This is a genomic window from Serratia sp. JUb9 (assembly GCF_014298095.1).
Taxonomy (GTDB): domain Bacteria; phylum Pseudomonadota; class Gammaproteobacteria; order Enterobacterales; family Enterobacteriaceae; genus Serratia_B; species Serratia_B rhizosphaerae.
On record NZ_CP060416.1, the window covers coordinates 3268868 to 3295051 of the forward strand.

Annotated in this window: 17 protein-coding genes; 4 read left to right on the top strand and 13 right to left on the bottom strand. The window is 56.8% G+C overall.

The annotated features are described in order from the left end of the window. Nucleotides 1-51 precede the first annotated feature (51 nt). The 7 genes from ihfB to HF675_RS15490 all read right to left on the bottom strand — a co-directional run bounded on the left by ihfB (nucleotide 52) and on the right by HF675_RS15490 (nucleotide 9750). A complete protein-coding gene (ihfB, locus tag HF675_RS15460; protein ID WP_015671760.1) occupies nucleotides 52-336 on the bottom strand; it encodes an integration host factor subunit beta in 285 nt (94 codons plus the stop codon). Nucleotides 337-399: 63 nt separating this feature from the next. Continuing rightward, entirely contained in the window at nucleotides 400-2073 is a 1674-nt protein-coding gene (gene rpsA, locus HF675_RS15465) for a 30S ribosomal protein S1 (protein WP_041411759.1), read from the bottom strand. Between the two features lie 193 nt (nucleotides 2074-2266). Then, entirely contained in the window at nucleotides 2267-2956 is a 690-nt protein-coding gene (cmk, locus tag HF675_RS15470) for a (d)CMP kinase (RefSeq protein WP_105230522.1), read from the bottom strand. A 265-nt stretch (nucleotides 2957-3221) separates the two neighbouring features. Further along, nucleotides 3222-4508 (bottom strand): 3-phosphoshikimate 1-carboxyvinyltransferase, encoded by a 1287-nt coding sequence (aroA, locus tag HF675_RS15475; RefSeq protein WP_187043354.1) that lies wholly within the window; start codon nucleotides 4506-4508, stop codon nucleotides 3222-3224. Between the two features lie 109 nt (nucleotides 4509-4617). Further along, on the bottom strand, nucleotides 4618-5703 hold the full coding sequence (gene serC / locus HF675_RS15480; protein WP_187043355.1) for a 3-phosphoserine/phosphohydroxythreonine transaminase: 1086 nt from the start codon (nucleotides 5701-5703) through the stop codon (nucleotides 4618-4620). 342 nt (nucleotides 5704-6045) lie between these two features. Continuing rightward, nucleotides 6046-7092 carry an L-asparaginase 2 gene (ansB, locus tag HF675_RS15485; RefSeq protein ID WP_105230519.1) on the bottom strand — a complete coding sequence of 349 codons (1047 nt, stop codon included), beginning with the start codon at nucleotides 7090-7092 and terminating at the stop codon, nucleotides 6046-6048. A gap of 240 nt (nucleotides 7093-7332) precedes the next feature. Further along, nucleotides 7333-9750 (bottom strand): membrane-bound PQQ-dependent dehydrogenase, glucose/quinate/shikimate family, encoded by a 2418-nt coding sequence (locus tag HF675_RS15490; protein ID WP_187043356.1) that lies wholly within the window; start codon nucleotides 9748-9750, stop codon nucleotides 7333-7335. A gap of 549 nt (nucleotides 9751-10299) precedes the next feature. Between HF675_RS15490 and ycaO the strand changes: the two genes are divergently transcribed. From ycaO to pflA, 4 genes are all read left to right on the top strand, one after another. Beyond that, the gene (ycaO, locus tag HF675_RS15495) at nucleotides 10300-12063 is read left to right on the top strand and encodes a 30S ribosomal protein S12 methylthiotransferase accessory factor YcaO (protein WP_187043357.1); all 1764 of its coding nucleotides are present in this window, start codon (nucleotides 10300-10302) and stop codon (nucleotides 12061-12063) included. Between the two features lie 422 nt (nucleotides 12064-12485). Continuing rightward, nucleotides 12486-13343: a formate transporter FocA gene (gene focA, locus HF675_RS15500; RefSeq protein ID WP_105230517.1), complete on the top strand. Its 858-nt coding sequence runs from the start codon at nucleotides 12486-12488 to the stop codon at nucleotides 13341-13343. 51 nt (nucleotides 13344-13394) lie between these two features. Next, a complete protein-coding gene (gene pflB / locus HF675_RS15505; protein WP_105230516.1) occupies nucleotides 13395-15677 on the top strand; it encodes a formate C-acetyltransferase in 2283 nt (760 codons plus the stop codon). Between the two features lie 284 nt (nucleotides 15678-15961). Next, nucleotides 15962-16702, top strand: a complete 741-nt coding sequence (gene pflA / locus HF675_RS15510; RefSeq protein WP_105230515.1) for a pyruvate formate lyase 1-activating protein — start codon at nucleotides 15962-15964, stop codon at nucleotides 16700-16702. Between the two features lie 50 nt (nucleotides 16703-16752). On the opposite strand, the gene HF675_RS15515 is transcribed toward pflA, so the two are convergent. The 6 genes from HF675_RS15515 to HF675_RS15540 form a co-directional block, all read right to left on the bottom strand. After that, nucleotides 16753-17904, bottom strand: a complete 1152-nt coding sequence (locus HF675_RS15515) for an MFS transporter (protein ID WP_105230514.1) — start codon at nucleotides 17902-17904, stop codon at nucleotides 16753-16755. Nucleotides 17905-18198: 294 nt separating this feature from the next. Then, on the bottom strand, nucleotides 18199-18615 hold the full coding sequence (locus tag HF675_RS15520) for an NUDIX domain-containing protein (protein WP_105230513.1): 417 nt from the start codon (nucleotides 18613-18615) through the stop codon (nucleotides 18199-18201). A 275-nt stretch (nucleotides 18616-18890) separates the two neighbouring features. After that, nucleotides 18891-20183, bottom strand: coding sequence for a serine--tRNA ligase (serS, locus tag HF675_RS15525; protein WP_105230512.1), 1293 nt, complete (start codon nucleotides 20181-20183; stop codon nucleotides 18891-18893). Between the two features lie 109 nt (nucleotides 20184-20292). Next, entirely contained in the window at nucleotides 20293-21579 is a 1287-nt protein-coding gene (locus tag HF675_RS15530; RefSeq protein ID WP_187044751.1) for a replication-associated recombination protein A, read from the bottom strand. A gap of 67 nt (nucleotides 21580-21646) precedes the next feature. Then, complete coding sequence (lolA, locus tag HF675_RS15535; RefSeq protein WP_015671745.1) at nucleotides 21647-22258, bottom strand: outer membrane lipoprotein chaperone LolA; 612 nt, start codon at nucleotides 22256-22258, stop codon at nucleotides 21647-21649. A 186-nt stretch (nucleotides 22259-22444) separates the two neighbouring features. Further along, nucleotides 22445-26080: a DNA translocase FtsK 4TM domain-containing protein gene (locus HF675_RS15540; protein WP_187043358.1), complete on the bottom strand. Its 3636-nt coding sequence runs from the start codon at nucleotides 26078-26080 to the stop codon at nucleotides 22445-22447. Between the last annotated feature and the right edge of the window lie 104 nt (nucleotides 26081-26184).

The window sequence follows — 26184 nt, forward strand, 5'->3', positions numbered from 1 at the left end:
CGCCAACAGGCACCGTTTTATACTCTTTACAAGCAATAACGCTATGGGCAATTAGCCATAGATATTGGCGCGATCGCGCAACTCTTTACCCGGTTTAAAGTGAGGAACGTACTTGCCGTCCAACTCAACCTTATCGCCGGTTTTTGGGTTACGACCAACGCGCGGGGCACGGTAGTGAAGAGAAAAACTGCCGAATCCGCGGATCTCGATGCGCTCGCCATCAGCCAATGTCGCAGCCATATGTTCTAGCATCTCTTTCACTGCATCCTCAACGGCCTTCGCCGGGATATGAGATTGCTGGCCAGCAAGTCTTTCAATAAGTTCAGACTTGGTCATAGTTCCTCCAAGCTTTGCAGCTAAACTACCGTATCGGGGGCGGGAAACACCGCCCCCCCGTCATTACTCGCCTTTAGCCGCTTTGAAAGCTTCAGCCATTGCGTTAGAGAAGTTGCCTTCTTCCTGTTTGTTGTTAACAGTCGCGATAGCATCTTTCTCGTCAGCTTCGTCCTTAGCACGTACGGACAGGCTTACAACGCGGTTCTTACGGTCAACGCCGGTGAATTTAGCTTCAACGTCGTCGCCTACGTTCAGAACCAGAGTTGCATCTTCAACGCGGTCGCGAGAGGCTTCAGATGCACGCAGGTAACCTTCTACGCCGCCTGCTAATTCAACTGTAGCACCTTTAGCGTCAACTGCGGTGACTTTACCAGTAACAATAGCACCTTTCTTGTTCATAGACAGGTAGTTATTGAACGGGTCTTCAGCCAGCTGCTTAACGCCCAGGGAGATACGCTCGCGCTCTGCGTCAACCTGCAGAACAACCGCTGCGATTTCGTCGCCTTTCTTGTATTCACGTACTGCTTCTTCGCCTGCAACGTTCCAGGAGATGTCAGACAGGTGAACCAGGCCGTCGATGCCGCCGTCCAGGCCGATGAAGATACCGAAGTCAGTGATAGACTTGATTTTACCTTCAACACGGTCGCCCTTGTTGTGGGTTTCCGCGAACTGCTGCCATGGGTTGGATTTGCACTGCTTCAGGCCCAGGGAGATACGACGACGTTCTTCATCGATGTCCAGAACCATAACTTCCACAACGTCGCCCACATTAACAACTTTGGACGGATGGATGTTTTTGTTGGTCCAATCCATTTCAGAAACGTGTACCAGACCTTCAACGCCTTCTTCGATTTCTACGAAGCAGCCGTAATCAGTCAGGTTGGTGACACGACCAGTCAGCTTGGTGCCTTCTGGGTAACGTTTCGCGATAGCAACCCATGGATCTTCGCCCAGCTGTTTCAGGCCCAGGGAAACACGAGTACGCTCGCGGTCGAACTTCAGTACCTTAACGGTGATTTCATCACCCACGTTGACGATTTCGCTTGGGTGCTTAACGCGTTTCCAAGCCATGTCAGTGATGTGCAGCAGGCCGTCAACGCCGCCCAGATCAACGAATGCACCGTAGTCAGTGAGGTTCTTAACGATACCTTTAACTTCCATGCCTTCCTGCAGGTTTTCCAGCAGCTGATCGCGCTCTGCGCTGTTCTCGGATTCGATGACCGCACGGCGAGAAACAACAACGTTGTTGCGCTTCTGATCCAGCTTGATCACTTTGAATTCAAGCTCTTTGCCTTCCAGGTGCAGCGTATCGCGTACTGGACGCACGTCAACCAGGGAGCCTGGCAGGAACGCGCGGATGCCGTTCAGCTCAACAGTGAAACCACCTTTAACTTTGCCGTTGATAACACCGGTCACAGTTTCAGCGTCTTCGTAAGCTTTTTCCAGCGTGATCCAAGCTTCGTGACGTTTAGCTTTCTCACGGGACAGCAGGGTTTCACCGAAGCCGTCTTCTACTGCATCCAGAGCAACGTCAACTTCGTCACCAACCTGGATTTCCAGTTCGCCCTGGGCGTTTTTGAATTGCTCTGCCGGGATGGCGGACTCAGATTTCAGACCGGCGTCAACCAGTACTACGTCTTTGTCGATAGCAACAACAACGCCGCGCACGATGGAACCTGGGCGGGTTTCGATTGATTTCAGGGATTCTTCAAAAAGTTGAGCGAAAGATTCAGTCATGTTGATAATCTTCAGGGTTCTTTGATTTAACGTCCATTTAGCGTCCCGCCGAATGGGGTTGTTTAACATACCCCGCCATTGGCTCCATGCCGACAGGGTTATAAGGTTACAGGGGTAAAATTTTACCCGATATATCATGATACTGCTATGTCAATCAGATGACAAATTTGCAAATAACGCTACGTCGCCGCGCTTATTGCTGCGGCAACGCCAGTGTTTCCTGCGCATATGTCAGCGCCTGCCGGATAACGTCGTCAATCGACATGCTGGTCGAGTCCAGCACCAGAGCGTCGGAAGCCGGCACCAGCGGCGCTATCGGCCGATTACGGTCACGGTCATCCCGTTCCTTTATCTCGGCTAAAAGACGTTCAAAGTTAACATTAAAGCCCTTCGCCTGCAACTGAAGCATACGGCGATGCGCGCGCTCTTCAGAACTGGCGTCGAGGAAAATTTTAACCGGCGCATCGGGGAAAACCACCGTACCCATGTCGCGACCGTCGGCGATCAGGCCCGGCGCTTCGCGAAACGCGCGCTGCCGACGCAGCAGCGCCTCGCGCACCCGCGGGAATGCCGCCGCCTGAGAGGCCGTATTGCCAACGGTTTCGGTGCGGATTTCATTACTGACGTCCTCACCTTCCAAAATCACCTGCAGCTTGCCGTTCTCCGCGACAAACCGGACGTCAAGATGTGCGGCCAGCGGAACCAGCGCCTCCTCTGACGTGATATCAACCTGATGATGCAGCGCAGCCAGGGCCAGCACGCGATAAATCGCGCCGGAATCCAGCAGGCGCCAGCCAAGCGATTCGGCCAATGCCTGGCACAGCGTGCCCTTGCCTGCGCCGCTTGGTCCATCAACGGTAATCACCGGGGCTGTAGCCGTCATGTTGCGTTCTCCTTCGGGTAAAAAACCTCGCAGAGTCCGAGCCGCCGCCACTGCTGTAACACTGACCGGCGCCGGACCAACCTGCTACCCAGCCCAGTCGGGGCGGGTTCGGTGGCGTATTATACGCTGCAACGGCCTGAACTGTTACCCTGCATACGCCCGGTTGCCGAAAATAAGGCCACCAATGGGCAAAAAGTATAGAAGAAACGCCGGGCTTCGCCGCCGTAAAATACAAGAAAGGCCCCGAACGGGGCCTTGATAAGGATTATGCCGGCTGGCTGATGCTGGCCAGCCGCTCGAAATAGTCGGGGAAGGTTTTCGCGGTACATTTCGGATCGAGAATGGTCACCGGGGTATCCGACAGCGCCACCAGGGAAAAGCACATCGCCATGCGGTGATCGTTATACGTGCCGATCTCGGCGAACTGCAGTTTGGCCGGCGGCACGACGTGGATATAGTCTTCGCCTTCATCAACCGTCGCGCCGACTTTGCGCAGTTCGGTGGCCATCGCCGCCAGGCGATCGGTTTCCTTCACCCGCCAGTTATAGATATTGCGGAGAGTGGTCGGGCCGTCGGCAAACAGCGCGGCGGTCGCAATGGTCATCGCCGCATCCGGGATATGGTTCATGTCCATATCGATGCCTTTCAGCTCGCCGCGACGACACTCAATGTAATCGTCCGCCCAGGTGATATGCGCGCCCATTTTTTCCAGCACGTCGGCAAATTTGGTATCGCCCTGCACGCTGTTGCGGCCAATCCCGGTCACGCGCACCGTACCGCCCTTGATCGCCGCCGCCGCCAGGAAATAGGAAGCCGAAGAAGCATCGCCTTCCACCAGGTAGTCCCCCGGCGAGCGGTAGGTCTGGCCCCCGGCGATACGGAACACGCGGTAGTTGTCATGGCTGACGTCGACCCCGAAGGTTTTCATCAGGTGCAGCGTAATATCGATATACGGCTTGGAGACCAGATCGCCTTTAATATGGATATGGGTATCCTGCTGCGCCAGCGGCGCGGTCATCAGCAACGCGGTCAGAAACTGACTGGATACGCTACCGTCAACGGTGACATCGCCGCCACGGAAGCCGCCGCGCAGGCGCACCGGCGGATAATCGGTCTGCTCCAGATAATCAATCTGCGCGCCGCCCTGGCGCAGGGCATCCACCAGATGGCCGATCGGCCGCTCTTTCATCCGCGGTTCGCCCGTCAGCACCACGTCCCCGGCGGCCAAACACAGCGCGGCGGCCAGCGGACGCATGGCGGTGCCGGCATTACCGAGGAACAGCTCCAGCGGCTGTGCAGCCTGCAGCGGCCCGGCAACGCCGGTAACCGTGCATTCAGTGCGATCGGCAGAGAGCTGATAGCTGACCCCCAGCGCCTGCAGCGCGTTCAGCATATGCCGCACATCGTCGCTATCGAGCAGGTTGGTCAAACGGGTCGTACCCTGCGCCACTGCCGCCAGCAGCAGAGCCCGATTGGATACGCTCTTGGAGCCGGGTAAGTTGACGGTGCCATTGACCAGGGCAACCGGTTGTAACGTCAGGGAATCCACCATGTGAAAAAATACTCTCCAAATCTGATAAACGAAACGGCTCCGGTAATAATGCCGGAGCCGCTTGCATGCAACAACAGCCAATGTTCCCGTCATCGACGGGAAACGGCAATTAACCGTGGCGACGCTCGAAGTCTGCCATAAAATCGGTCAATGTCTGTACGCCGGCCAGCGGCATCGCATTGTAGATAGAGGCGCGCATGCCGCCTACCACGCGGTGCCCCTTCAGCGCCTGCAGGCCAAGGGCCTCGGCTTCGCTGAGGAACACGCTGTCCAGCGCGCCGTCGGCCAGTTGGAACGGCACGTTCATCCAGGAACGGTTGGACGGCGCCACCCGGCTGCGATAGAAGTCGGAATTATCAATCGCGGCGTACAGCAGCTCGGCCTTGGCCTGGTTGCGTTTTTGCATTTCGATCAGGCCGCCCTGCTCTTTCAGCCATTTAAACACCAGACCGGACAGATACCAGGCAAACGTCGGCGGAGTATTGAACATCGAGCCGTTCTCGGCCAGCACGGTGTAGTCCAGAATGGACGGCACTTCACACCGCGCTTTGCCCAGCAGGTCTTCACGCACGATAACCAGCGTCAAACCCGCCGGGCCGATGTTTTTTTGCGCGCCGGCATAGATAACGCCGAAGCGGCTGACGTCCAGCGGGCGGGAAAGAATGGTGGAGGAATAGTCGCCGATAACCACTTTGTCACCGAAGTCCGGCGTTTCATCGATGGCGATACCGTCGATGGTTTCATTCGGGCAGTAATGCACATAGGCCGCATCGTCGCTCAGTTGCCATTCGTTCATCGGCAAAATAGCAGACAGGCCGTCGACCTCGGTCTTCACATCAATAGCATTCGGCGTGCAATATTTCCGAGCTTCTTTGATAGCGCTCTGCGCCCAGTAGCCGCCGTCGATATAGTCGGCGCTGGCGTTGTCGCCCAGCAGGTTCAGCGGCAGCGCGGCAAACTGTGCACGGGCGCCGCCGTGGCAAAACAGTACCTTGTAGTTCGAGGGGATTTTCAGCAGATCGCGCAGATCCTGTTCGGATTGCTCGGCAACCGCAATAAACTCCTTACTGCGGTGACTGATTTCCATCACCGATGTTCCGAGGCCGTGCCAGTTACAGAGTTCCTGTTCCGCGCGACGCAAAACTTCCACCGGCAGCATTGCCGGGCCAGAACTAAAATTATAAACCTGAGTCATTTCCCCTCACCACATTCACTTATTTCGCCAAATTTGCCTGGCTGACTGAATACGCCCGACGCCGGATAAGTGTGACATCCAGCACATCGGTTTTATCACTCGCGCCCCCCGGCTGCAACGCTTATTCATCCACGAAAAGAAAACGCCCAGCGCCCTTCTCAGCGATGTCACCCTGTGAACCACTTTTTTTATACCAAAAATCAATGATGGCGGCTAATTCAGCGGTTTATCACAGATTTTTGTGCTGCATTTTCGCGTAAGGCTGGCTCATTTATTATCCGTCCTCCACGCTCGCCGGAGCGGCGAAAAAAGGGCCGGCGCGGCCCTTTTACATCATGACTGTCAATATTGGTTAAACATCTGCTGAATCTGCGCCGCATCCCGGGTTTGCGTCAGCGCCAGTTGCAACAAAATACGCGCTTTCTGCGGGTTCAGGGTGCCGGCAGCGACAAACCCGTATTTGGCGTCGTCAATTTCCGCATCCTCCGTGGTGGCGCCGGTCGGCACGCGGGAGGAGCGAACGACGGCCACGCCCTGATGCGCCGCGGTCGCCAGCGTATCAAACAGCGTTTTATAAAGGTTACCGTTGCCGACACCGGCGCTGACGATGCCCTGATAGCCGTCATCAATCAGCGCCTTGGCCGGCGCATCCGACGCGTTGGCATAGCTGTAGACAATACCCACTTTCGGCAGGCTATCCAGTTTACTGACATCAAACGGCGTAGCGCGGGTATGTTTACGCTGCGGCGTACGTTGGTAGTCTATCTTACCGTTATGAATGAACCCCAACGGGCCGTAGTTTGGCGACTGGAAGGTCTGTACCGCCGTGGTGCTGGTTTTGGTGACGTCGCGCGCATCCAGCACGCTGTCATTCATCGCCACCAGCACCCCGCGTCCGGCCGACTGCTTGTCCGCCGCGGTCACCACCGCATTGTAAAGGTTGAACGGCCCGTCGGCGCTCATCGCCGTCGCCGGACGCATGGCACCGACCATCACCACCGGTTTGTCGCACTTCACCGTCAGATCGAGAAAATAGGCGGTTTCTTCCAGCGTGTCGGTGCCGTGGGTAATCACAAAACCATCGGTTTTAGCGCAGTCGGCATTGATTTTCTTCGCCAGCTTCAGCCAAACCTCATCGTTCATATCCTGCGAACCGATATTAACGATCTGTTCCCCCTGAACGTTTGCCACTTCTTTCAGCTGCGGCACGGCATTGACCAGCGCCTCTACGCCCAGTTGGCCCGCCTGATAATTGGATTTGGTTGCCGATTCACCGCCGCCGGCAATGGTGCCGCCGGTCGCCAGAATAGTGACCGTCGGCAGCGCCAACGCCGAACCGCTGATTCCAGCCAGCAAAAGCGCCAAGAGACTACGTTTGAACATTTTCATTACATCCCCCGAATTAATTAACCCGCTGAATTATCGCCTTTATCATAATAAAAACCGTGATAGATACGGCGCTTTATAAGACATGTTCCTGATCCAGCGGCAAGTTTAGTTGACCAGAATGACATGATGGATAGGCGGGCGTACGGCGTGGGGAAAGACAGGAAGGAGATGCGGCTTGGCGGCTAGATAAACGAAAAAAACCGCCAAACGCAGACGCGTTCGGCGGTTGCTGACAGGCGATTAATGCTGCGGCAAGGCGTAGGCAATGATGTAATCGCCCACGTCCGGCGAATGGCTGCTGCCCCCGGCGGAAATCACCACATACTGCTTACCGGTTTTCGGTGACTGGTAAATCAGCGGCGCGGCGACGGCGCCGACCGGCAGACGCGCTTTCCACAGTTCCTTACCGGTTGCCGAATCCAGTGCGCGCAGATAGTAATCCTGCGTGCCGGCAAAGAACACCAGTCCGGAGGCGGTGGCAGTCGGGCCGCCCAGGGTTGGCATCCCCAGCGGGATCGGCATATGGGTTTTCATGCCCAGCGGCCCGGTATCCTGTACCGAGCCCATCGGTACCTGCCATACCAGCTTTTTGCTGTGCAAATCGATGGCGGTCATGGTGCCGAACGGCGGCGTATTACACGGCACGCCCAGCGCCGACTGCAGGATATCGATACGTACGCCGCCGTAAGGCCCGGCGATCTGCGGACGCACCGTCCCCATAAAACCGGGGACTTCGTCGGTGGAGATTTTATATTTCGCAACGTCCTCTTTTCTGACCAGCGACATACGCAATGGCATACGCATATCGTTGACAAACATCAGCCCGCTACGCTCATCAATTGAGATACCTCCCCAGTTCATTCCGCCGAGCAGACTTGGCCACTCGATATACGGCTTCTCCGACGGCGGCGTGTACATGCCATGATAAGCCGACTCTTTAAAGCTGACGCGGCACAACAACTGGTCAAAGGACGAGACGCCCCACATCGATTTTTCCGTCAGCGGCTCGACGCCGATTTGCGGCATGCCGACCGAGAAAGGCTGCGTGGCAGACAGTCGTTCTCCTTCCGCCACACCTTCCTGCGACACGGCCCGCTCTTCCACCTGCGTAACCGGTTTGCCGGTACGGCGATCCAGCACAAAGATCTGGCCGGTTTTGGTGGTCTGAATCAGCGCGGGAATAGTTTCCCCCTGCTCATTCTTCACATCAAACAGCACCGGCTGCGACGGTAAATCGTAGTCCCAGACATCATGATGAACGGTCTGGTAAACCCATTTGGTCTGACCGGTACTGGCATCGACCGCCACGATGGCCGAACCGTATTTCTCTTTCGCTTCGTTACGATCGCCGCCCCAGTAATCCGGCGGACCGTTGCCGGTCGGCAGATAGACCAGGTTCAGCGCTTTATCGAAACTTGGGATCGTCCAAACGTTCGGCGTTTCCAGCGTATAGGCGCGCCCTTTTACCGGATCGGTGACATTTTCCGGCTGGCCGACGTCCCAAGCCCAGGCCACGTCGCCGGTACGCACGTCAAACGCGCGCACCACGCCGGAAGGCTCGCCGTGCACAATATCACGCACCCAGCCGCCGATAATGGCGATATGCCCCATCACCACCGGCGCCGCCGTCGGGTGATAGCGTTTGCTGTTTTCGGTATCGCCCATGCCTTGCTTCAGGTCGACGCTGCCGTTATCGCCAAATCCCGGGCACAGTTCGCCGGTACGGGCATTCAGCGCCATAAAACGTGCGTCAACGGTGGAAACCAGGATACGCTGCGGACACTGCTGCAACGCTGACGTGCTCTTTTCGCTCGCGCTCAGGCTGTCGTCTTTATTAGCGTCGTAATAGCCGACGCCGCGGCAGGTGACATGCTCCGCCGTTTTTGCCTGCGGGTCGAATTTCCACAGCGCTTTACCGCTGTCCGCGTCCAGCGCGGTGATCAGGTTTTCCGGCGTACAGGAATAAAGCACATTGCCCACCTGCAGCGGTGTATTTTCATCCACGCCGATGCCGCTGCCGGTGGTACGACGACCGGTGTGGTAAACCCAGGCAACGTCGAGATCTTTAACGTTTTCCGGCGTGATTTGCGTATACGGCGCAAAACGCGTGCCGGACGCACTACGCCCGAAGAATTCCCAATCATCCTCACCCGTTGCCGGCTTGGCCTGCGCGTCAGGCTTGCTCAGCGTCACGTCGTTGCGGATAACATTATGCGGATAAAACGCCGCCACCAACGTCGCCAGCAGCACCACAAAAATGCCCAGGCCACCCCAGTTAGCCAGACGGCGTCGGCCGTTGCCGGTTTGCGGCAGCGTCGGGATGAGCCATAGGCTCAGCATCAATAACAGCGCCGGTACCACCAGCCGCGGCACCAGGCCCCAATAGCTGAACTGTACTTCATACAGCGCCCAACAGAGCGTCAGGAAGAAGGTGATGAGGGAGAGCCAGAAGGTATGTTTACTGCGGACGAGAAAACAAACGGCGATAATCAGATAGGCCAGGCCGCCAAGCAGGTAATACGCACTACCGCCTAACGAAACCAGTTTTCCTCCCCAGATAACAAAAAACAGACCGATACAAAAACTGAGTATGACAAAAAGCAGGCGATAAGCGGTAAAGAACCAGCGCTTACCGGTGCTCTGCTGTGGAGCGTGCATTTTTCTTTCCTTTTACCAACATCGAGTAACCGTCAATTTCGCTCACAATGTTATGAGAAAATTAACATTCACGGCGCACACCGTGAGATATTTGTAATACAATTATACATAGTTGTTATTTTTGTGTACATTTATTTGTATTACAAATAAAACATAACAAACCAGACAGTTAGCGTATCCCCCTATCATTTAGCACTCTCAACCACGTTGCGCGCACGATGACACGCCAGGAAAAACCGCTCCGCCAGGCAAGTCCACACTCCCCCTGCGGCGCTGACGAAAAAAATGCCCGGCCAGTGGTTATAAATTCAATAACATAGAAATATTGCCGCGACTGAGCCTACCCTTTGCTGCCCGACGTATGAGAAGATAACGCCTTATGATCCAAGGCGCCGGCGTGTGCGCCGCCTTGCCTCCACCTCGCACGCTGCTGCACGGATGCGAGTCTCGGAAAACACTGACACCTGGCACCTCTCTGCTTGTTCATTACCGGCAAAACAGAGAAATGGTTAAGATCACCTGCTATCTCCAAACATTTAAGTGAAGACAATGACGCAAACTTTTATCCCCGGTAAAGACGCCGCGCTGGAAGATTCCATCAGCCGTTTCCAACAGAAACTGAGCGATCTGGGTTTCAATATTGAAGAAGCCTCCTGGCTCAACCCGGTACCGCACGTCTGGTCAGTGCACATCCGCGACCGCGACTGCCCGCTGTGCTTCACCAACGGCAAGGGCGCCAGCAAAAAAGCGGCGCTGGCGTCGGCGCTGGGCGAATACTTCGAACGTCTGTCGACCAACTATTTCTTTGCCGACTTCTACCTGGGCAAACAGATCGCCAACGGCGATTTCGTCCACTATCCGAACGAAAAATGGTTCCCGATCCCGGCGGACGACTCGCTGCCGGCGGGTATCCTCGATCCGCGCCTGCACGCCTTCTACGATCCGGAACAGGAACTGAGCGCCGGCGATCTGATCGATCTGCAGTCCGGCAACGGTGAACGCGGCATCTGCGCCCTGCCGTTTACCCGTCAGTCCGATCAGGAAACGGTTTATATTCCGATGAACATTATCGGCAACCTGTACGTGTCCAACGGCATGTCCGCCGGCAACACCGCAAACGAAGCGCGCGTACAGGGACTGTCTGAAGTGTTTGAGCGCTATGTGAAGAACCGCATCATCGCCGAATCCATCAGCCTGCCGGAAATTCCGGCCGAGGTGCTGAACCGCTACCCTGGCGTGGTTGAGGCCATCGCCAAGCTGGAAGAGGAAGGCTTCCCGATCCTTTCCTATGATGCTTCGCTGGGCGGCAAGTACCCGGTAATCTGCGTAGTGCTGTTCAACCCGGCCAACGGCACCTGTTTCGCCTCCTTCGGCGCCCACCCGGACTTCGGCGTCGCGCTGGAGCGTACGGTGACCGAACTGCTGCAGGGCCGCAGCCTGAAAGATCTGGACGTGTTCACCGCGCCAACCTTTGATGATGAAGAAGTGGCGGAACATGCCAACCTGGAAACCCACTTTATCGATTCCAGCGGCCTGATCTCCTGGGATATGTTCAAACAGGACGCCGACTACCCGTTCGCCGACTGGAGCTTCAGCGGCAGCACGCAGGAAGAGTTCGCCACGCTGATGGCCATCTTCCAGCAGGAAGACGCCGAAGTGTACATCGCCGATTACGAGCACCTTGGCGTTTACGCCTGCCGTATCATCGTGCCGGGCATGTCTGATATCTACCCGGCGGAAGATCTGCTGCTGGCCAACAACAGCATGGGCGCTCATCTGCGCGACACCCTGATGGCGCTGCCTGACAGCGACTGGCAGCCGGAAGAATATCTGGCGCTGCTGCAGCAGTTGGATGACGAAGGGCTGGACGATTTCACCCGCGTACGTGAACTGCTGGGCATTGCCTCCGGCAAAGACAACGCCTGGTACAGCCTGCGCGTCGGCGAACTGAAGTCCATGCTGGCACTGGCCGGCGGCGATATGGAGCAAGCGCTGATCTGGGCGGAATGGACGCAGGAGTTCAACGCCTCGGTATTTACGCCGCAGCGCAGCAACTATTATCGCTGCCTGCAAACGCTGCTGCTGCTCGCGCAGGAGCCGGAGCGCGACCCGGCTCAGTACCACAGCGCGTTCGTCAAAATGTACGGCCAGGACGCCGTGGATGCCGCCTCCGCCGCCATGAGCGGTGAAGAGCGCTTCAACGGGCTGTTCGCCATCGACAGCGATCTGCAGGCGCTGCCGGCGCATCAGGCGCTGCTGGCGGCCTATGAGAAGCTGCAGCAGGCCAAGCGTCGCCACTGGGCAAACGCCTAACGCCTAAGCCGGGTGGCATCATCGCTGCCGCCCGGCTATTTTCCCCTCTCACCCTCGATTTTTAACCTGAACAACGCCATGCATTTTTTTGCGTAAACCGCCATAAAACATCACGACGATGGATTTGTTACGTGAAGGTGAAATAATAATTAACACCCATTTCTTAAATATGCATTTAGTCCCTATTTAATGAAATTATTTAACCGGCAGATAACCAGCCAAAGACGCTAATTAAAAAATAACTGCAAAACTTAAAAAATATTTTTTATAAAAAATTCAATAAATTAACCACAAAAACCACGTAAATAATACGCCTTTACGCCGTTTTACTTCGGCGCCTCATGATCCAAATCAACTTTTACCCCATACCGCTTTGCTAGTATCTCATTGCGTTGTTATAACCCTTTTGAGCGAGAACTGGCGTGAAAGCTGACAACCCTTTTGATTTGCTGTTACCTGCCGCGATGGCGAAAGTCGCCGAAGACGCCGGCATCTATAAAGCGACCAAACATCCGCTAAAAACGTTTTATTTAGCGATCACCGCCGGCGTTTTCATCTCTATCGCATTCGTGTTCTACATCACCGCCACCACAGGCACCGCCGAAGTCCCGTTCGGCCTGGCTAAATTGGTCGGCGGCATCTGTTTCTCACTGGGGTTGATGCTGGTTGTCGTCTGCGGCGCGGATCTGTTCACGTCCACCGTGCTTATCGTTATCGCCAAGGCCAGCGGCCGCATCACCTGGCGTCAATTGGCGGCCAATTGGCTTAACGTCTATATTGGTAACCTGATCGGCGCACTGTTCTTCGTCGCCCTGATCTGGTTCTCCGGCGAATATATGACGGCCAACGGCCTGTGGGGGCTGAACGTGTTGCAAACCGCCGACCACAAGCTGCACCACACATTTATCGAGGCCGTCTGCCTCGGCATTCTGGCTAACCTGATGGTCTGCCTGGCGGTATGGATGAGCTACTCCGGCCGTAGCCTGATGGACAAAATGTTCGCCATGGTTCTGCCGGTCGCCATGTTCGTCGCCAGCGGTTTTGAACACAGCATCGCCAATATGTTTATGATCCCTATGGGTATTGTGGTTAAACACTTCGCCACGCCGGAATTCTGGCAAGCCGTAGGGACTGCACCCGAGCATTTTGCTCATCTGACCGTAAGCAACTTTATCTTCGACAACCTGATTCCCGTCACCCTCGGCAACATCATCGGCGGCGGTCTGCTGGTTGGTTTGACTTACTGGGTAATTTATCTGCGTGGCGACAAGCAGCCTTAAACCGCATCGCCACGTCGGATCCGAACTCCACAATTAGAAGGTAGGTGTAACATGACCGAACTTAACGAGAAATTAGCCCAAGCCTGGGAAGGTTTCAGCAACGGTGACTGGCAGAACGAAGTCAACGTCCGTGACTTCATCCAGAAAAACTACACGCCGTATGAAGGCGATGAGTCCTTCCTGGCCGGCGCTACGCAGGCGACCACCACGCTGTGGGACAAGGTCATGGAAGGGATCAAACTGGAAAACCGCACCCACGCGCCGGTTGATTTCGACACCGACGTCGCCTCCACGATTACCTCTCATGACGCCGGCTACATCAGCAAAGAGTTGGAAACCATCGTCGGCCTGCAGACCGAAGCACCACTGAAACGCGCGCTGATCCCGTTCGGCGGCATCAAAATGGTTGAAGGCTCCTGTAAGGTTTACGGCCGCGAGCTGGATCCACAGCTGAAAAAGGTCTTTACCGAATACCGTAAAACCCACAACCAGGGCGTGTTCGACGTCTACACCAAAGATATCCTGAAGTGCCGTAAATCCGGCGTGCTGACCGGTCTGCCGGACGCCTACGGCCGCGGTCGCATTATCGGCGACTACCGCCGCGTGGCGCTGTACGGCATCGACTTCCTGATGGCGGACAAATTAAACCAGTTCAACTCCCTGCAGGATAAACTGGAAAACGGCGAAGACCTGGAAATGACCATCCAGCTGCGCGAAGAGATCTCTGAGCAGCACCGCGCGCTGGGCCAGATTAAAGAGATGGCCGCCAAATACGGTTACGACATCTCCGCACCGGCGAAAAACGCCCAGGAAGCGGTGCAGTGGACCTACTTCGGCTATCTGGCCGCGGTGAAATCGCAAAACGGCGCCGCCATGTCCTTCGGCCGCGTATCCACCTTCCTGGATGTGTACATTGAACGCGACATCAAGGCCGGCCAACTGACTGAAGAGCAGGCGCAGGAGCTGATCGACCACCTGGTGATGAAGCTGCGCATGGTGCGTTTCCTGCGTACCCCTGAGTATGATGAGCTGTTCTCCGGCGACCCAATCTGGGCTACCGAATCTCTGGCCGGTATGGGCGTCGATGGCCGTACGCTGGTGACCAAAAACAGCTTCCGTTTCCTGAACACCCTGTACACCATGGGGCCGTCTCCGGAACCGAACATGACCATTCTGTGGTCGGAAAAACTGCCGCTCAACTTCAAGAAATTCGCGGCGAAAGTGTCTATCGACACCTCTTCCGTACAGTATGAAAACGACGATCTGATGCGTCCTGACTTCAACAGCGATGACTATGCCATTGCCTGCTGCGTCAGCCCGATGGTGGTCGGTAAGCAAATGCAGTTCTTCGGCGCACGCGCCAACCTGGCGAAAACCATGCTGTACGCCATCAACGGCGGCGTTGACGAAAAACTGAAAATGCAGGTCGGCCCGAAAGAAGCGCCGATGATGGACGAAGTGCTGGACTATGACAAAGTCATGGATCGCATGGATCACTTTATGGACTGGCTGGCGAAACAGTATGTCACTGCGCTGAACATCATTCACTACATGCATGACAAGTACAGCTATGAAGCGGCGCTGATGGCCCTGCACGACCGTGATGTGTATCGCACCATGGCCTGCGGCATCGCCGGTCTGTCCGTCGCTGCCGACTCCCTGTCCGCCATCAAGTACGCGAAAGTCTCCACCATCCGCGACGAAGACGGCCTGGCGGTAGACTTCAAGATTGAAGGGGAATATCCGCAGTTCGGCAACAACGATCCGCGCGTTGATGACATTGCCTGCGATCTGGTGGAACGTTTCATGAAGAAAATTCAGAAACTGCGCACCTACCGCAATGCGGTGCCAACCCAGTCCGTGCTGACCATCACCTCCAACGTGGTGTACGGCAAGAAAACCGGTAATACGCCAGACGGTCGTCGCGCCGGTGCACCATTCGGTCCGGGCGCCAACCCAATGCACGGCCGCGATCAGAAAGGCGCCGTTGCCTCTCTGACCTCGGTGGCGAAACTGCCGTTCGCCTATGCGAAAGACGGTATTTCCTATACCTTCTCCATCGTGCCGAACGCACTGGGTAAAGATGACGACGTGCGTAAAACCAACCTGGCGGGCCTGATGGACGGCTATTTCCACCATGAAGCCGCTATCGAGGGCGGTCAGCACCTGAACGTGAACGTGATGAACCGCGAAATGCTGCTGGACGCGATGGATAATCCTGAGAAATATCCTCAGCTGACCATCCGCGTATCCGGTTATGCGGTGCGTTTCAACTCGCTGACCAAAGAGCAGCAGCAGGACGTTATCACCCGTACCTTCACGCAAACCATGTAATTCCTTGCCAATGCCGGGCTGCAAGGCCCGGCCGGCACAGGCAACCGGGGCCGGGATAACCGGCCCTTTTAACATGCAATACTCCTGACTCCCGCGAGTCTGTTTTGCCAGGTATCTATACTCAGTGGACATCCGGCAAAACAGTGATCCGGCAAACGGCCGGTCAACAGGCATCTCTCCCCTCCGGCAGTCGGATTTCCCGCTGCTGCATCGCTGATACCTGACCGACGACCGTAAGCCTATTTTTAGACTGCGCCTGACAGTCAATATTGGAGAAACCCGCAATGTCAGTAACTGGCCGTATCCACTCTTTCGAATCCTGCGGCACCGTTGACGGCCCAGGCATTCGCTTTATCGTCTTTTTCCAGGGCTGCCTGATGCGCTGCCTGTACTGCCATAACCGCGATACCTGGGATACCCACGGCGGCAAAGAAGTGACCGTGGAAGAGCTGATGAGAGATGCCGTCGCCTACCGCCACTTTATGAATGCTTCCGGCGGCGGTGTAACGGCCTCCGGCGGCGAGGCGATTCTGCAGGCTGAATTCGTCCGCGACTGGTTCCGCGCCTGTCATCAGGAAGGCATCAACACCTGTCTGGATACCAACGGCTTCGTGCGCCGTTACGATCCGGTAATCGACGAGCTGCTGGACGTAACCGATCTGGTGATGCTCGATCTGAAACAGATGAATGACGATATTCACCAGAACCTGGTGGGTGTTTCCAACCACCGCACGCTGGAATTCGCCCGCTATCTGGCGAAGCGCAACCAGCGCACCTGGATCCGCTATGTGGTAGTGCCGGGCTGGTCAGATGACGATAAGTCCGCCCACCTGCTGGGCGAATTCACCAAGGATATGACGAATATCGAAAAGATCGAGCTGCTGCCCTATCACGAACTAGGCAAGCATAAATGGATCGCCATGGGCGAAGAGTACAAGCTGGACGGCGTGCATCCGCCTAAGGCCGAGACCATGGATCGGGTCAAAGGCATTCTGGAAGGCTACGGCCACAAAGTGATCTATTAATTACGCAGTACAGCATAAAAAACCCGGCGCATCTGGCCGGGTTTTCGCTATCAGGCCGCAGCAAACGGCGTGTGGTGATGGTCCGGTTTCTGTTTCTTCAACAGCATCACCAGATAGACCAGCGCCACCGCGGCGATCATCACAAACAGCAGCTGATCGGAGTAATTCTGCATCAGCATCGCCGTCATCGACGGGCCAAGCAGGCTGCCGATGGTATAGCTCATTAACAGTGCCTGATTCATCGCCACCAGTTCATGAGACTGCACTTTTTCGCATGCCCAGGACATCGCTACCGGATACAGCGTAAAGCCGGCGCAGCCCAGAATAAACAGCGAAGGCGCCATCGCGTAGCCTCCGAGCATCGCCATACTGGCGATAATCACCACAAATACCTGAACGCGTAACACCAGCAGGCGTCCATAGCGATCGGCCATTTTACCGACCGGCCACTGGCCGATAATGCCGGAACTAACCAGCAGCGCCATCCAGTAGCCAACATCCGCATCGCTGAAGCCCTGATGAGACAGGTAAAGTGGCATCAGGCCATACAGCGAGCCAAGTACAATACCGGAAATCACGCAGCCGTTAATTCCCAGGCGCGCGCTGCGGCGTTTCAGCATCGGCAATACCGCCGCCTGCTGCGGTTCGTCATCGGCGCTATTTACCCGGGCAAACAGCATCGGCAGCATGGCACTAATCACGATCGCCGTCACCCATGGCAACACGTTCCACAGCTCGGAAGAGACCATGCCAAGCAGCAACTGGCCCACCACCGTACCGAGATAATACACCGTCATATAGGCCGCCAGCAGCTGACCACGGTTGGTCTGAGTGCCGCTGCGCAGCAGCGCACTCTCAACGATCACCCAAATCCAGGCGCAGCCGATGCCGGCAAAGAAGCGCCATCCCAGCCAGCTCCAGAAGTCGAGCGACAGCGTCATGCCCGCCGTCGCGACGGCAAACAGCAGACAGGAAAGATGGTAGCTGCGGGTAAAGCCAATGCGCTTAATCAGCTTACCGGCCAGCATGGTACCGACCAGGTTGCCGGTAAAATAAGAAGAACCGATCATCCCCACTTGCCAGGTTGACAATTGAGCATGGGTTAACCAAAGAGGGACTAACGTATTCAGTACGGCAATAGAAACCGTGAGCAACAACAAGCCGCAGAGCAAGAGGAGCACTGGGCGGGAGTATGCGTACATAGTGAACTTGAGACCGAGCAAGCTAATGAGAGTGCGCGCATCATGCCACTGGCGATAAAAAAGTCAATCAGCAGTTAGCGTTCGACCGCACGATTTGTTTTCAGCTACGGCCTGTTGCCTGAAATCAGCGGCAAGAAGTGGTGAAACACGGTTAACCAAGCGGGTTACTCTTAGATGTAAATACGTTTCGCCACTCCCTGATGCCGAGCGACACAGTGACGGCTTACGCCGCCACGTGGCGTGCTTATCGCTATCGCATGCGCCATAGATTAGATCAATGCAGAAGAAATAAAGTCAGTCAATCAACTGCATGTCTTTTAACGCATTCAATACCTGTACCGAGACGACAGAGCAACGATGCCGATCCGCATACGTGAGCCAGGCGATCTCTTCAATCTCGGCGTTAGCCTTAAGCTCGCCGTTAAAGTCAGCGGTAAAACAGCGTATATTCACCACTATGCCTTCCGCCTTACCGTCGGCCTGCCCTTTGAACTCCCCGAGCAAAACGATACTGTCATTAATTAAATCGACGGAGAGCTCTTCATTAATTTCTCTGACCAGCGCCGCCTGGTCACTTTCTCCGGCTTCCCGCTTACCGCCGGGAATATAAAAAGCAGCTTTGTTATATGAACGCGCCATCAGAATTTTTTTATTCTGGATATAAACCCAACCCAGTTTATCAATATTCTTGGCTGCAACATTGTTATTCATTTTCAGACCTCTCAATCCAGATCAGATACATGTTCAAACGACGCCGGTGGCTCAGGGCAGAGAACGCAGACGGCACCAGGCACGATACGCATCACGATGGTAACGTCAACAGAGGCAAAAGCGGCAGAAATACCGTACATGGTGGAGACGAACGCATTATGGTCCGTTTATTCGCTGACAAGGGTTCATGCCCGAAGACATGAACCCTTGTTAAATAGACCGGTCAAGCAAAACTTCAGCGCCGAACATTACCCTCAGCGCTTTCAATTCCGCTATCAGCCGATAAATTCCAGACCGCCCATATACGGACGCAGCACTTCCGGCACCTGAATACGGCCGTCTGCCTGCTGATAGTTTTCCAGTACGGCAACCAGCGTACGGCCAACCGCCAGGCCTGAACCGTTCAGCGTGTGCACCAGACGTGGTTTTTTCTCGGTCTTGCTGCGGCTACGCGCCTGCATACGCCGTGCCTGGAAATCCCACATGTTGGAACATGAGGAGATTTCGCGGTAGGTGTCCTGTGCCGGCAGCCACACTTCCAGATCGTAGGTCTTACAGGCGCCGAAGCCCATATCACCGGTGCACAGCAGCACTTTACGGTATGGCAGGTTCAGCAGCTGCAGCACTTTCTCCGCATGGCCGGTCAGTTCTTCCAGCGCATTCATGGAGTCTTCCGGACGTACGACCTGCACCATCTCAACCTTGTCGAACTGGTGCATACGGATCAGGCCACGCGTATCACGGCCGTAAGAACCCGCTTCGGCGCGGAAACACGGCGTATGTGCGGTCATTTTCAGCGGCAGCGCTTCCTCTTCCAGAATCTCATCGCGAACCAGGTTGGTCAGCGGCACTTCCGCCGTTGGGATCAGCGCATAGTTGCTGCTGTCGGACTCTTCTTCCAGCGGTTTGGTGTGGAACAGATCGTCACCGAATTTTGGCAGCTGGCCGGTACCGTACAGCGTTGCGTGGTTAACCAGGTAAGGGACGTAGGTCTCCAGGTAACCGTGCTGCTCGGTATGCAGATCCAGCATAAACTGCGCCAGGGCGCGGTGCATGCGGGCAATCTGCCCTTTCATCACCACAAAGCGGGAGCCGGTCAGTTTTACCGCGGAGGCAAAGTCCAGCCCGCCGGCCATTTCACCCAGGTCAACGTGGTCGCGCACCGGGAAATCATAAGCGCGTGGTTCACCCCAGCGGCTGATTTCCTGGTTTTCACTGTCGTCTTTGCCATTAGGCACAGAGTCGTCCGGCAGGTTCGGCAGCGTCAGCGCGTAATCGCGAATGTCGTTCTGCAGCTTGTCCAGCTCCGCCTTGGCGGCGTCCAGCTTGTCACCCAACTCGCTTACTTCGCGACGCAGCGGCTCGATATCTTCCCCACGCGCTTTCGCTGCGCCGATGGATTTCGATCGGGAGTTACGTTCTGCCTGCAGCGCTTCTGTTTCTACCTGCAAAACCTTGCGGCGCTCTTCCTGAGAACGCAGCAAATCCAGATCGAGTTTAAAACCACGGCGAGCCAGTTTTTCGGCGACTGCGTCTAGCTCATTACGCAGCAGATTGGGATCGAGCATGCTAATCCTGTGCTTGTTGTTATTGAAAGAAAATTTGTTGTCTTATACGGCGGATTGAGTGCCGTATAAAAGGAAAGTGATACCCGCTAACCTTACCGCAACGGCAACGCTAGCGGTAGCGTTTTGTCGGGCTATTTTGATCCTGCTCCGCAAGCCACGCCAACTTTTCACCAATTTTACCTTCCAGCCCGCGACGGGTCGGCTGGTAGTAGCGCGTATTGGCCATTTGCGGCGGGAAGTAGTCCTCGCCGGCGGCGTAGGCGTTGGGCTCATCGTGTGCGTAACGGTACTCCGCGCCCAACCCCATCTCTTTCATCAGTTTGGTCGGTGCGTTGCGTAAATGTTCCGGCACATCATAATCTGCCATCTCTTTCGCATCGCGCATCGCGGCTTTAAAGGCGGTGTACACCGCATTGCTTTTCGGCGCGCAGGCCAGGTAGACAATCGCCTGGGCGATGGCGCGCTCGCCTTCCGCCGGCCCGACGCGGGTAAAACAGTCCCAGGCGGCAATCGCCACCTGCATGCCGCGCGGATCGGCATTGCCGACGTCTTCCGAGGCGATCGCCAGCAAACGGCGCGCCACATACAGCGGATCGCCGCCGGCGGTAATAATACGAGCATACCAGTAAAGCGCCGCATCCGGCGCCGAACCGCGCACCGACTTATGCAGTGCGGAGATCAGGTCATAAAAACGGTCGCCCTTATTATCAAAGCGCGCGCTGCGTTCACCGGAAACCTCTTTCAGCAGCTCAGGGGTGAGTACCCGCACGCCCTTGGCATTGAGTTCCGCCATATCAGCCATCATTTCCAGGCTGTTCAGCGCCCGCCGGGCATCCCCGCTGACCAATTCAGACAGCATATGTCGCGTATCGTCCGGCAGCTCGATATTCTGGCCACCAAAGCCACGCTCTTTATCGTTCATTGCCTGATCCAGCACCTGGCCGATATCGTCAACGGTCAGCGCCTTGAGCAGATACACGCGCGCACGCGACAGCAGCGCCGAGTTCAGTTCAAACGAAGGGTTTTCGGTGGTTGCGCCGATAAAGGTGATGGTACCGTCTTCAATATGCGGCAGAAACGCATCCTGCTGACTCTTGTTGAAGCGGTGCACCTCATCGACAAACAAAATGGTGCGACGGCCGGCATCACGGTTTTGCCGCGCGCGCTCAATTGCCTCGCGGATCTCTTTAATGCCGGACGTCACGGCGGAAATACGCTCGACATCGGCCTGCCCGTAGCGGCCGATCAACTCTGCCAGCGTCGTTTTTCCCGTTCCCGGCGGCCCCCACAAAATCATCGAGTGCAGCTGCCCCGCTTCGATGGCGCGTGGCAGCGGCTTACCCGGCGCCAGCAGATGCTGCTGGCCGATATACTGCGCCAGCGTGGTTGGCCGCATGCGTGCGGCCAGAGGCTGGAATTCATTTTGGGAAAAATCGAGCGACAAATTATTACTCACGCATACCTCACTGCCGCTGGTCGTCCAGCGTCACCCCCTTCGGCGGGGTAAATTTAAACTTGCCGGCGTCAACCGCGGTATTTTGCTGGCTTTTCAGCGTATAGGCGCTGCGCTGGCCATCCTGCTCCACGGCGGCGAAGCTGTTGATGGTGCCGCTGTTGGTCACGGAGATCGCAAACTGCTTCAGATTGCCGCTGCTGCTTTTCGGCGTCAGTTCGAAATCATCACCTTTCTGCTTAATGTTGTACTGCTTCCAGTCGCTTGGATTGTTGCGAGTGATCAACATAAACGGCGTATTGCCGGTGGCGCTCTTCAGCCAGGTTGCCGTTACCTGCTCAACAAACGGATTATAGAACCACAGCGTTTCGCCATCGGACACCAGCACACTCTCATCAGGTGAGGTCATATGCCAGTTAAACAGATTAGGGCGCTTGACCCACAGTTCGCCTTCCCCCTGCTGCACGGCGGAACCGTCGCCGCCGGTGACGGTCTGGCTGAAGCTGGCATGGAAGCTATTCACTTTCGCCAGACGGCTCTGCAGATCGTGCGCCGCATCGGCCAGCACAGAAGTGGAAGCGAACCCCGAAAGCAGACAACATGCAACTAACAGTTTTTTCATTATTCCAGATACCTTTTCAAATGCGTTGACCGCCAAACGGCGTCATCAGGAAAACTTTTCACGCCTCCACTTTACCGGAAGCCGGCGGCGGGCTGAACGCGCAATATTCCGAGAAAAGACGGGTTTACCCTTCTTTGCACAAGGGCCGCAAAGCGGCCCTTGAATTTCTCAATGTATCCTCGGCAATCATTCGTGCCGCGGCGGAGCCAGCACCTCACGGTTACCATTATGCCCCTGCTCGCTGACGATCCCCTGCGCTTCCATCTGCTCGATGATGCGCGCCGCGCGGTTGTAGCCGATGCGGAACTGACGCTGTACGCCGGAAATTGAGGCTCGGCGCTTATCCACCACGAACTCGACCGCCTGATCGAACAGCGGATCCAGCTCTTCGTCACCGTCAAGACCGCCGCCGCCTTCGCCATCGTCGCCGCCGCTGATAATACCTTCCTTATATTGCGGCCGCTCACGCGCTTTCCAATCCTTGACCACCGCATGCACTTCCTGATCGCGCACAAAGGCGCCGTGCACGCGCACCGGAATCGACGAGTTCGGCGCCAGGTACAGCATATCGCCCATCCCCAGCAGCGACTCTGCGCCGCCCTGATCGAGAATGGTGCGGGAGTCAATCTTGCTCGATACGGTAAAGGCGATACGCGTAGGGATGTTGGCCTTGATCAGGCCGGTGATCACATCCACCGACGGACGCTGGGTCGCCAGAACCAGGTGAATCCCCGCCGCACGCGCTTTCTGCGCCAGTCGGGCGATCAGTTCTTCGACCTTTTTACCGACGGTCATAATCAGGTCGGCAAACTCGTCGACCATCACCACGATATACGGTTCTTTCTCCAGTACCGGCGGCGTAATATCCATGCTGTCCGTTGGTTTCCAGAACGGATCCGGAATCGGACGTCCCATAGCTTCCGCCTGATCGACGCGCTCGTTATAGCCGGCAATGTTACGTACGCCCAGCGCGGACATCAGCTTATAGCGACGCTCCATTTCCGCTACGCACCAGCGCAACGCATTGGCCGCATCTTTCATGTCGGTCACCACGTCGGTCAACAGGTGCGGAATACCTTCGTAAACCGACAGCTCCAGCATTTTCGGATCGATCATGATAAAGCGTACGTCTTTCGGCGTGGCTTTATACAAAATGCTCAGAATCATGGCGTTAACGCCGACCGACTTACCGGAACCGGTGGTACCGGCCACCAGCAGGTGCGGCATTTTGCCCAGATCGGCCACCACCGGCTCGCCGGAAATATCCTTGCCCAGTACGATGGACAGCGGCGACGGGTTATCGCGGAATGCCGGGCAGTCCAGCACTTCACGCAGATAAACCGTCTGGCGCTTGGCATTCGGCAGTTCCAGACCGACATACGGCTTGCCCGGAATGACTTCCACCACGCGCACCGCCGGCGTAGACAGCGAACGCGCCAGGTCACGCGACAGATTGGAAATACGCGCGGCCTTCACGCCCGGCGCCAGATCCAGTTCGAAACGGGTGATTACCGGCCCCGGCAGAATATCCACCACCTCGGCCTTCACGCGGTAATCCGCCAGGCTGGCTTCCACCAAACGCGCCTTCTGTTCCAGCGCGAACGTATCCACCGGCTCAATATCTTTCGGCGCTTCGGTCAGCAGTTCCAGCGTCGGCAGCGGCGTGGTCGGTTTCTCCAGCGGCTGATCGTTACGCATCAGGAACGGGTGAATCAGGCTGTCCATTGCCGACTGCTGCGGCGCGGCCTGCTGAGCCGGTTGCTGCTGCGGCTGCTGATACGGTTGCTGAGCTTGCTGCTGCCCGTGATAAGGCTGCTGCTGCCCCTGAGATTCCGGCGCCTGAGGCTGTTGATAAGCCTGTTGCTGAGTCTGGTAGGGCTGCTCATGCGGCGGCTGCGCCACGCTGCCGTCATACGGCGACGGTGCGGCGGGCTCTTCGTGCGGCGACAGGGTAAACAGCGGCTCATCAGGGCCGTTATCCACCAGATCATCGACCGGCGAGAAGCTGAAGGCGTTGTTGGTTTCTACCGGCTGCGGGGTAACCGGCGCTTCCGGCTGCGGAGTCGCGCCGTAGCGCGCCTGCTGCTGCTCGGCGAACGCCTTGCGCAATGCCTCTTCCTGCAGAGCATCCTCGTCATCAGCGGCGTTCGCGACAGGATCGACATGGTCATGCTGATAATCCGCGCCGTAACGCTGGTTCTGCTGTGCGGCGAACGCCTGACGCAGCGCTTCTTCCTGCATCGCCTCGTCATCCTGAGGGTTCACGGCGGCGTTATTCGGCGCAGGTTCTGCAGTCTGCTTGCGCTGCTCCTGTTCTGCCATCCGCTGCGAAGGCAGTTTGATGCCGTAAGAAGCCAGCTCGCGACGCGTCGGGATACGCACCGGATTAGGGCGCGGCAGCTCAGGGCCAATCCCCTGTTTTACCTGGGTATTGCCTTCACTGGTGGCGCTGAACGCCGGCATAAACGTATTGGCCGCAGCGGCGCCTGCCGCAGCAGCAGCAGCAGCAGCGGCATCCATTGCAGGTTTGGCGGCGGCGGCGGATGATGCAGCCCCGTCAGTAACGTCCGGAACTGCATTATTGTGCCCGCTCTCTGCCGGCGCCGCCGAGAAATCAAACGGCGAGGCGGCAGGCTGCTGAGGCGCCGTTGCCCGGTTCCAGTCCCCCAGACGCGGCTCATCATCGCCCTGCTGAATCTCTGCCGGACGCGGGGTTTTCGGCACCGGCGTCTCTTCAGGAATTTCAAACGAGTACAGCGGCGGCGCGTTATCTTCCGGCTGCGCACTCATCGGATGCTGATTCACGGAGGCCGGCGCGGCTGGCGCCGTCGTCACCGCAGGCGCAGCTGCCGGCGTCGCCGGAGCCACGGGAGCCGAAGCCTCTGCGGAAGTAGCAGCGGCCGGTGCGGCCGGCGAAATCTCTTCAGACGCCGGCGCAGCAGCGTTGGTCGCCGCGTTAGCCACGTCCGCGACCTCATCGTCGTCATTAGCCCGCAGGCCGCTGAGCAGCGGATCCGCCGTTTCATCGGCATCGGCAGACGGCTGAGCGCTCTCTTTTACGGAAGGCGCGCTGAACAGCACGTCATCGGCATCGGCCGTATGCGTGGCAGCTGCTGCGCTGGCGGCGGCCGCTGCGCCCTTGCCGTCGTTTTCCGGCGTTTCGGCGTACAAGTCGTCTTCATCGTCACGATAGCGATCGTCACGGCGCGAACGGTTGGTCATAAAGGTGGCGATGCCCAATACGGCCCCGCCGATCTTCTCGGCAATCACCAGCCATGACCAGCCGGTAAATAACGTCAGGCCCGCGGCCCACACGCACAGCAGCGCCAGCGTCGCGCCGATGCCGTTGAACCACGGCAGCATCGCGTTGCTCAGCAGGCTGCCGATCACGCCGCCGGAGGCAAAGTAATAGAGATCGTCGACATTCAGCGCCGCCAGCCCGCACGAGGTGAGCACCAGCGCCAGCGTGCCGATCAGGCGCAGTGAAAGCGCAAAATAGTCAATATAGTCGCGGGTATCGCGCTGCCGGTAGGCAACCCAGCACAAGATCAGCGCGATCGGCGGGATCGCGTAAGCGAGCACCCCGAAGGTGAAGAACAGCGTATCGGCCAGCCAGGCGCCCACGCCGCCGCCAAGATTATGAATCGGCTCATGCCACGCCGTCTGCGACCAGCTGGGATCAGACGGGTTGAAGCTGACCAGCGCAGCCATGAGGTAAACGGCAAAAATCGCCACCACGATCAACGCAGCTTCCAGCAACCGACGGCCACTGCTGAGTTTCTTCAAGGTAACTTCTTTATCTTCTGTGTATTCCTGGCTCAAGAAAGGCTCTCCAGGTTCCTGTTAGCGGATAGAGTAACAGCGCCGAGTTGTTTCCCCGGCGCCAAAACTGTATGAATAAACAGGAGTGTAACGAATTTAATCAG

Excerpts from the sequence above, each read along its gene's own strand:
- ihfB (WP_015671760.1), bottom strand. The coding sequence starts at position 336 with ATGACCAAGTCTGAACTTATTGAAAGACTTGCTGGCCAGCAATCTCAT.
- rpsA (WP_041411759.1), bottom strand. The coding sequence starts at position 2,073 with ATGACTGAATCTTTCGCTCAACTTTTTGAAGAATCCCTGAAATCAATC.
- cmk (WP_105230522.1), bottom strand. The coding sequence starts at position 2,956 with ATGACGGCTACAGCCCCGGTGATTACCGTTGATGGACCAAGCGGCGCA.
- aroA (WP_187043354.1), bottom strand. The coding sequence starts at position 4,508 with ATGGTGGATTCCCTGACGTTACAACCGGTTGCCCTGGTCAATGGCACC.
- serC (WP_187043355.1), bottom strand. The coding sequence starts at position 5,703 with ATGACTCAGGTTTATAATTTTAGTTCTGGCCCGGCAATGCTGCCGGTG.
- ansB (WP_105230519.1), bottom strand. The coding sequence starts at position 7,092 with ATGAAAATGTTCAAACGTAGTCTCTTGGCGCTTTTGCTGGCTGGAATC.
- HF675_RS15490 (WP_187043356.1), bottom strand. The coding sequence starts at position 9,750 with ATGCACGCTCCACAGCAGAGCACCGGTAAGCGCTGGTTCTTTACCGCT.
- ycaO (WP_187043357.1), top strand. The coding sequence starts at position 10,300 with ATGACGCAAACTTTTATCCCCGGTAAAGACGCCGCGCTGGAAGATTCC.
- pflB (WP_105230516.1), top strand. The coding sequence starts at position 13,395 with ATGACCGAACTTAACGAGAAATTAGCCCAAGCCTGGGAAGGTTTCAGC.
- pflA (WP_105230515.1), top strand. The coding sequence starts at position 15,962 with ATGTCAGTAACTGGCCGTATCCACTCTTTCGAATCCTGCGGCACCGTT.
- HF675_RS15515 (WP_105230514.1), bottom strand. The coding sequence starts at position 17,904 with ATGTACGCATACTCCCGCCCAGTGCTCCTCTTGCTCTGCGGCTTGTTG.
- HF675_RS15520 (WP_105230513.1), bottom strand. The coding sequence starts at position 18,615 with ATGAATAACAATGTTGCAGCCAAGAATATTGATAAACTGGGTTGGGTT.
- serS (WP_105230512.1), bottom strand. The coding sequence starts at position 20,183 with ATGCTCGATCCCAATCTGCTGCGTAATGAGCTAGACGCAGTCGCCGAA.
- HF675_RS15530 (WP_187044751.1), bottom strand. The coding sequence starts at position 21,579 with ATGCGGCCAACCACGCTGGCGCAGTATATCGGCCAGCAGCATCTGCTG.
- lolA (WP_015671745.1), bottom strand. The coding sequence starts at position 22,258 with ATGAAAAAACTGTTAGTTGCATGTTGTCTGCTTTCGGGGTTCGCTTCC.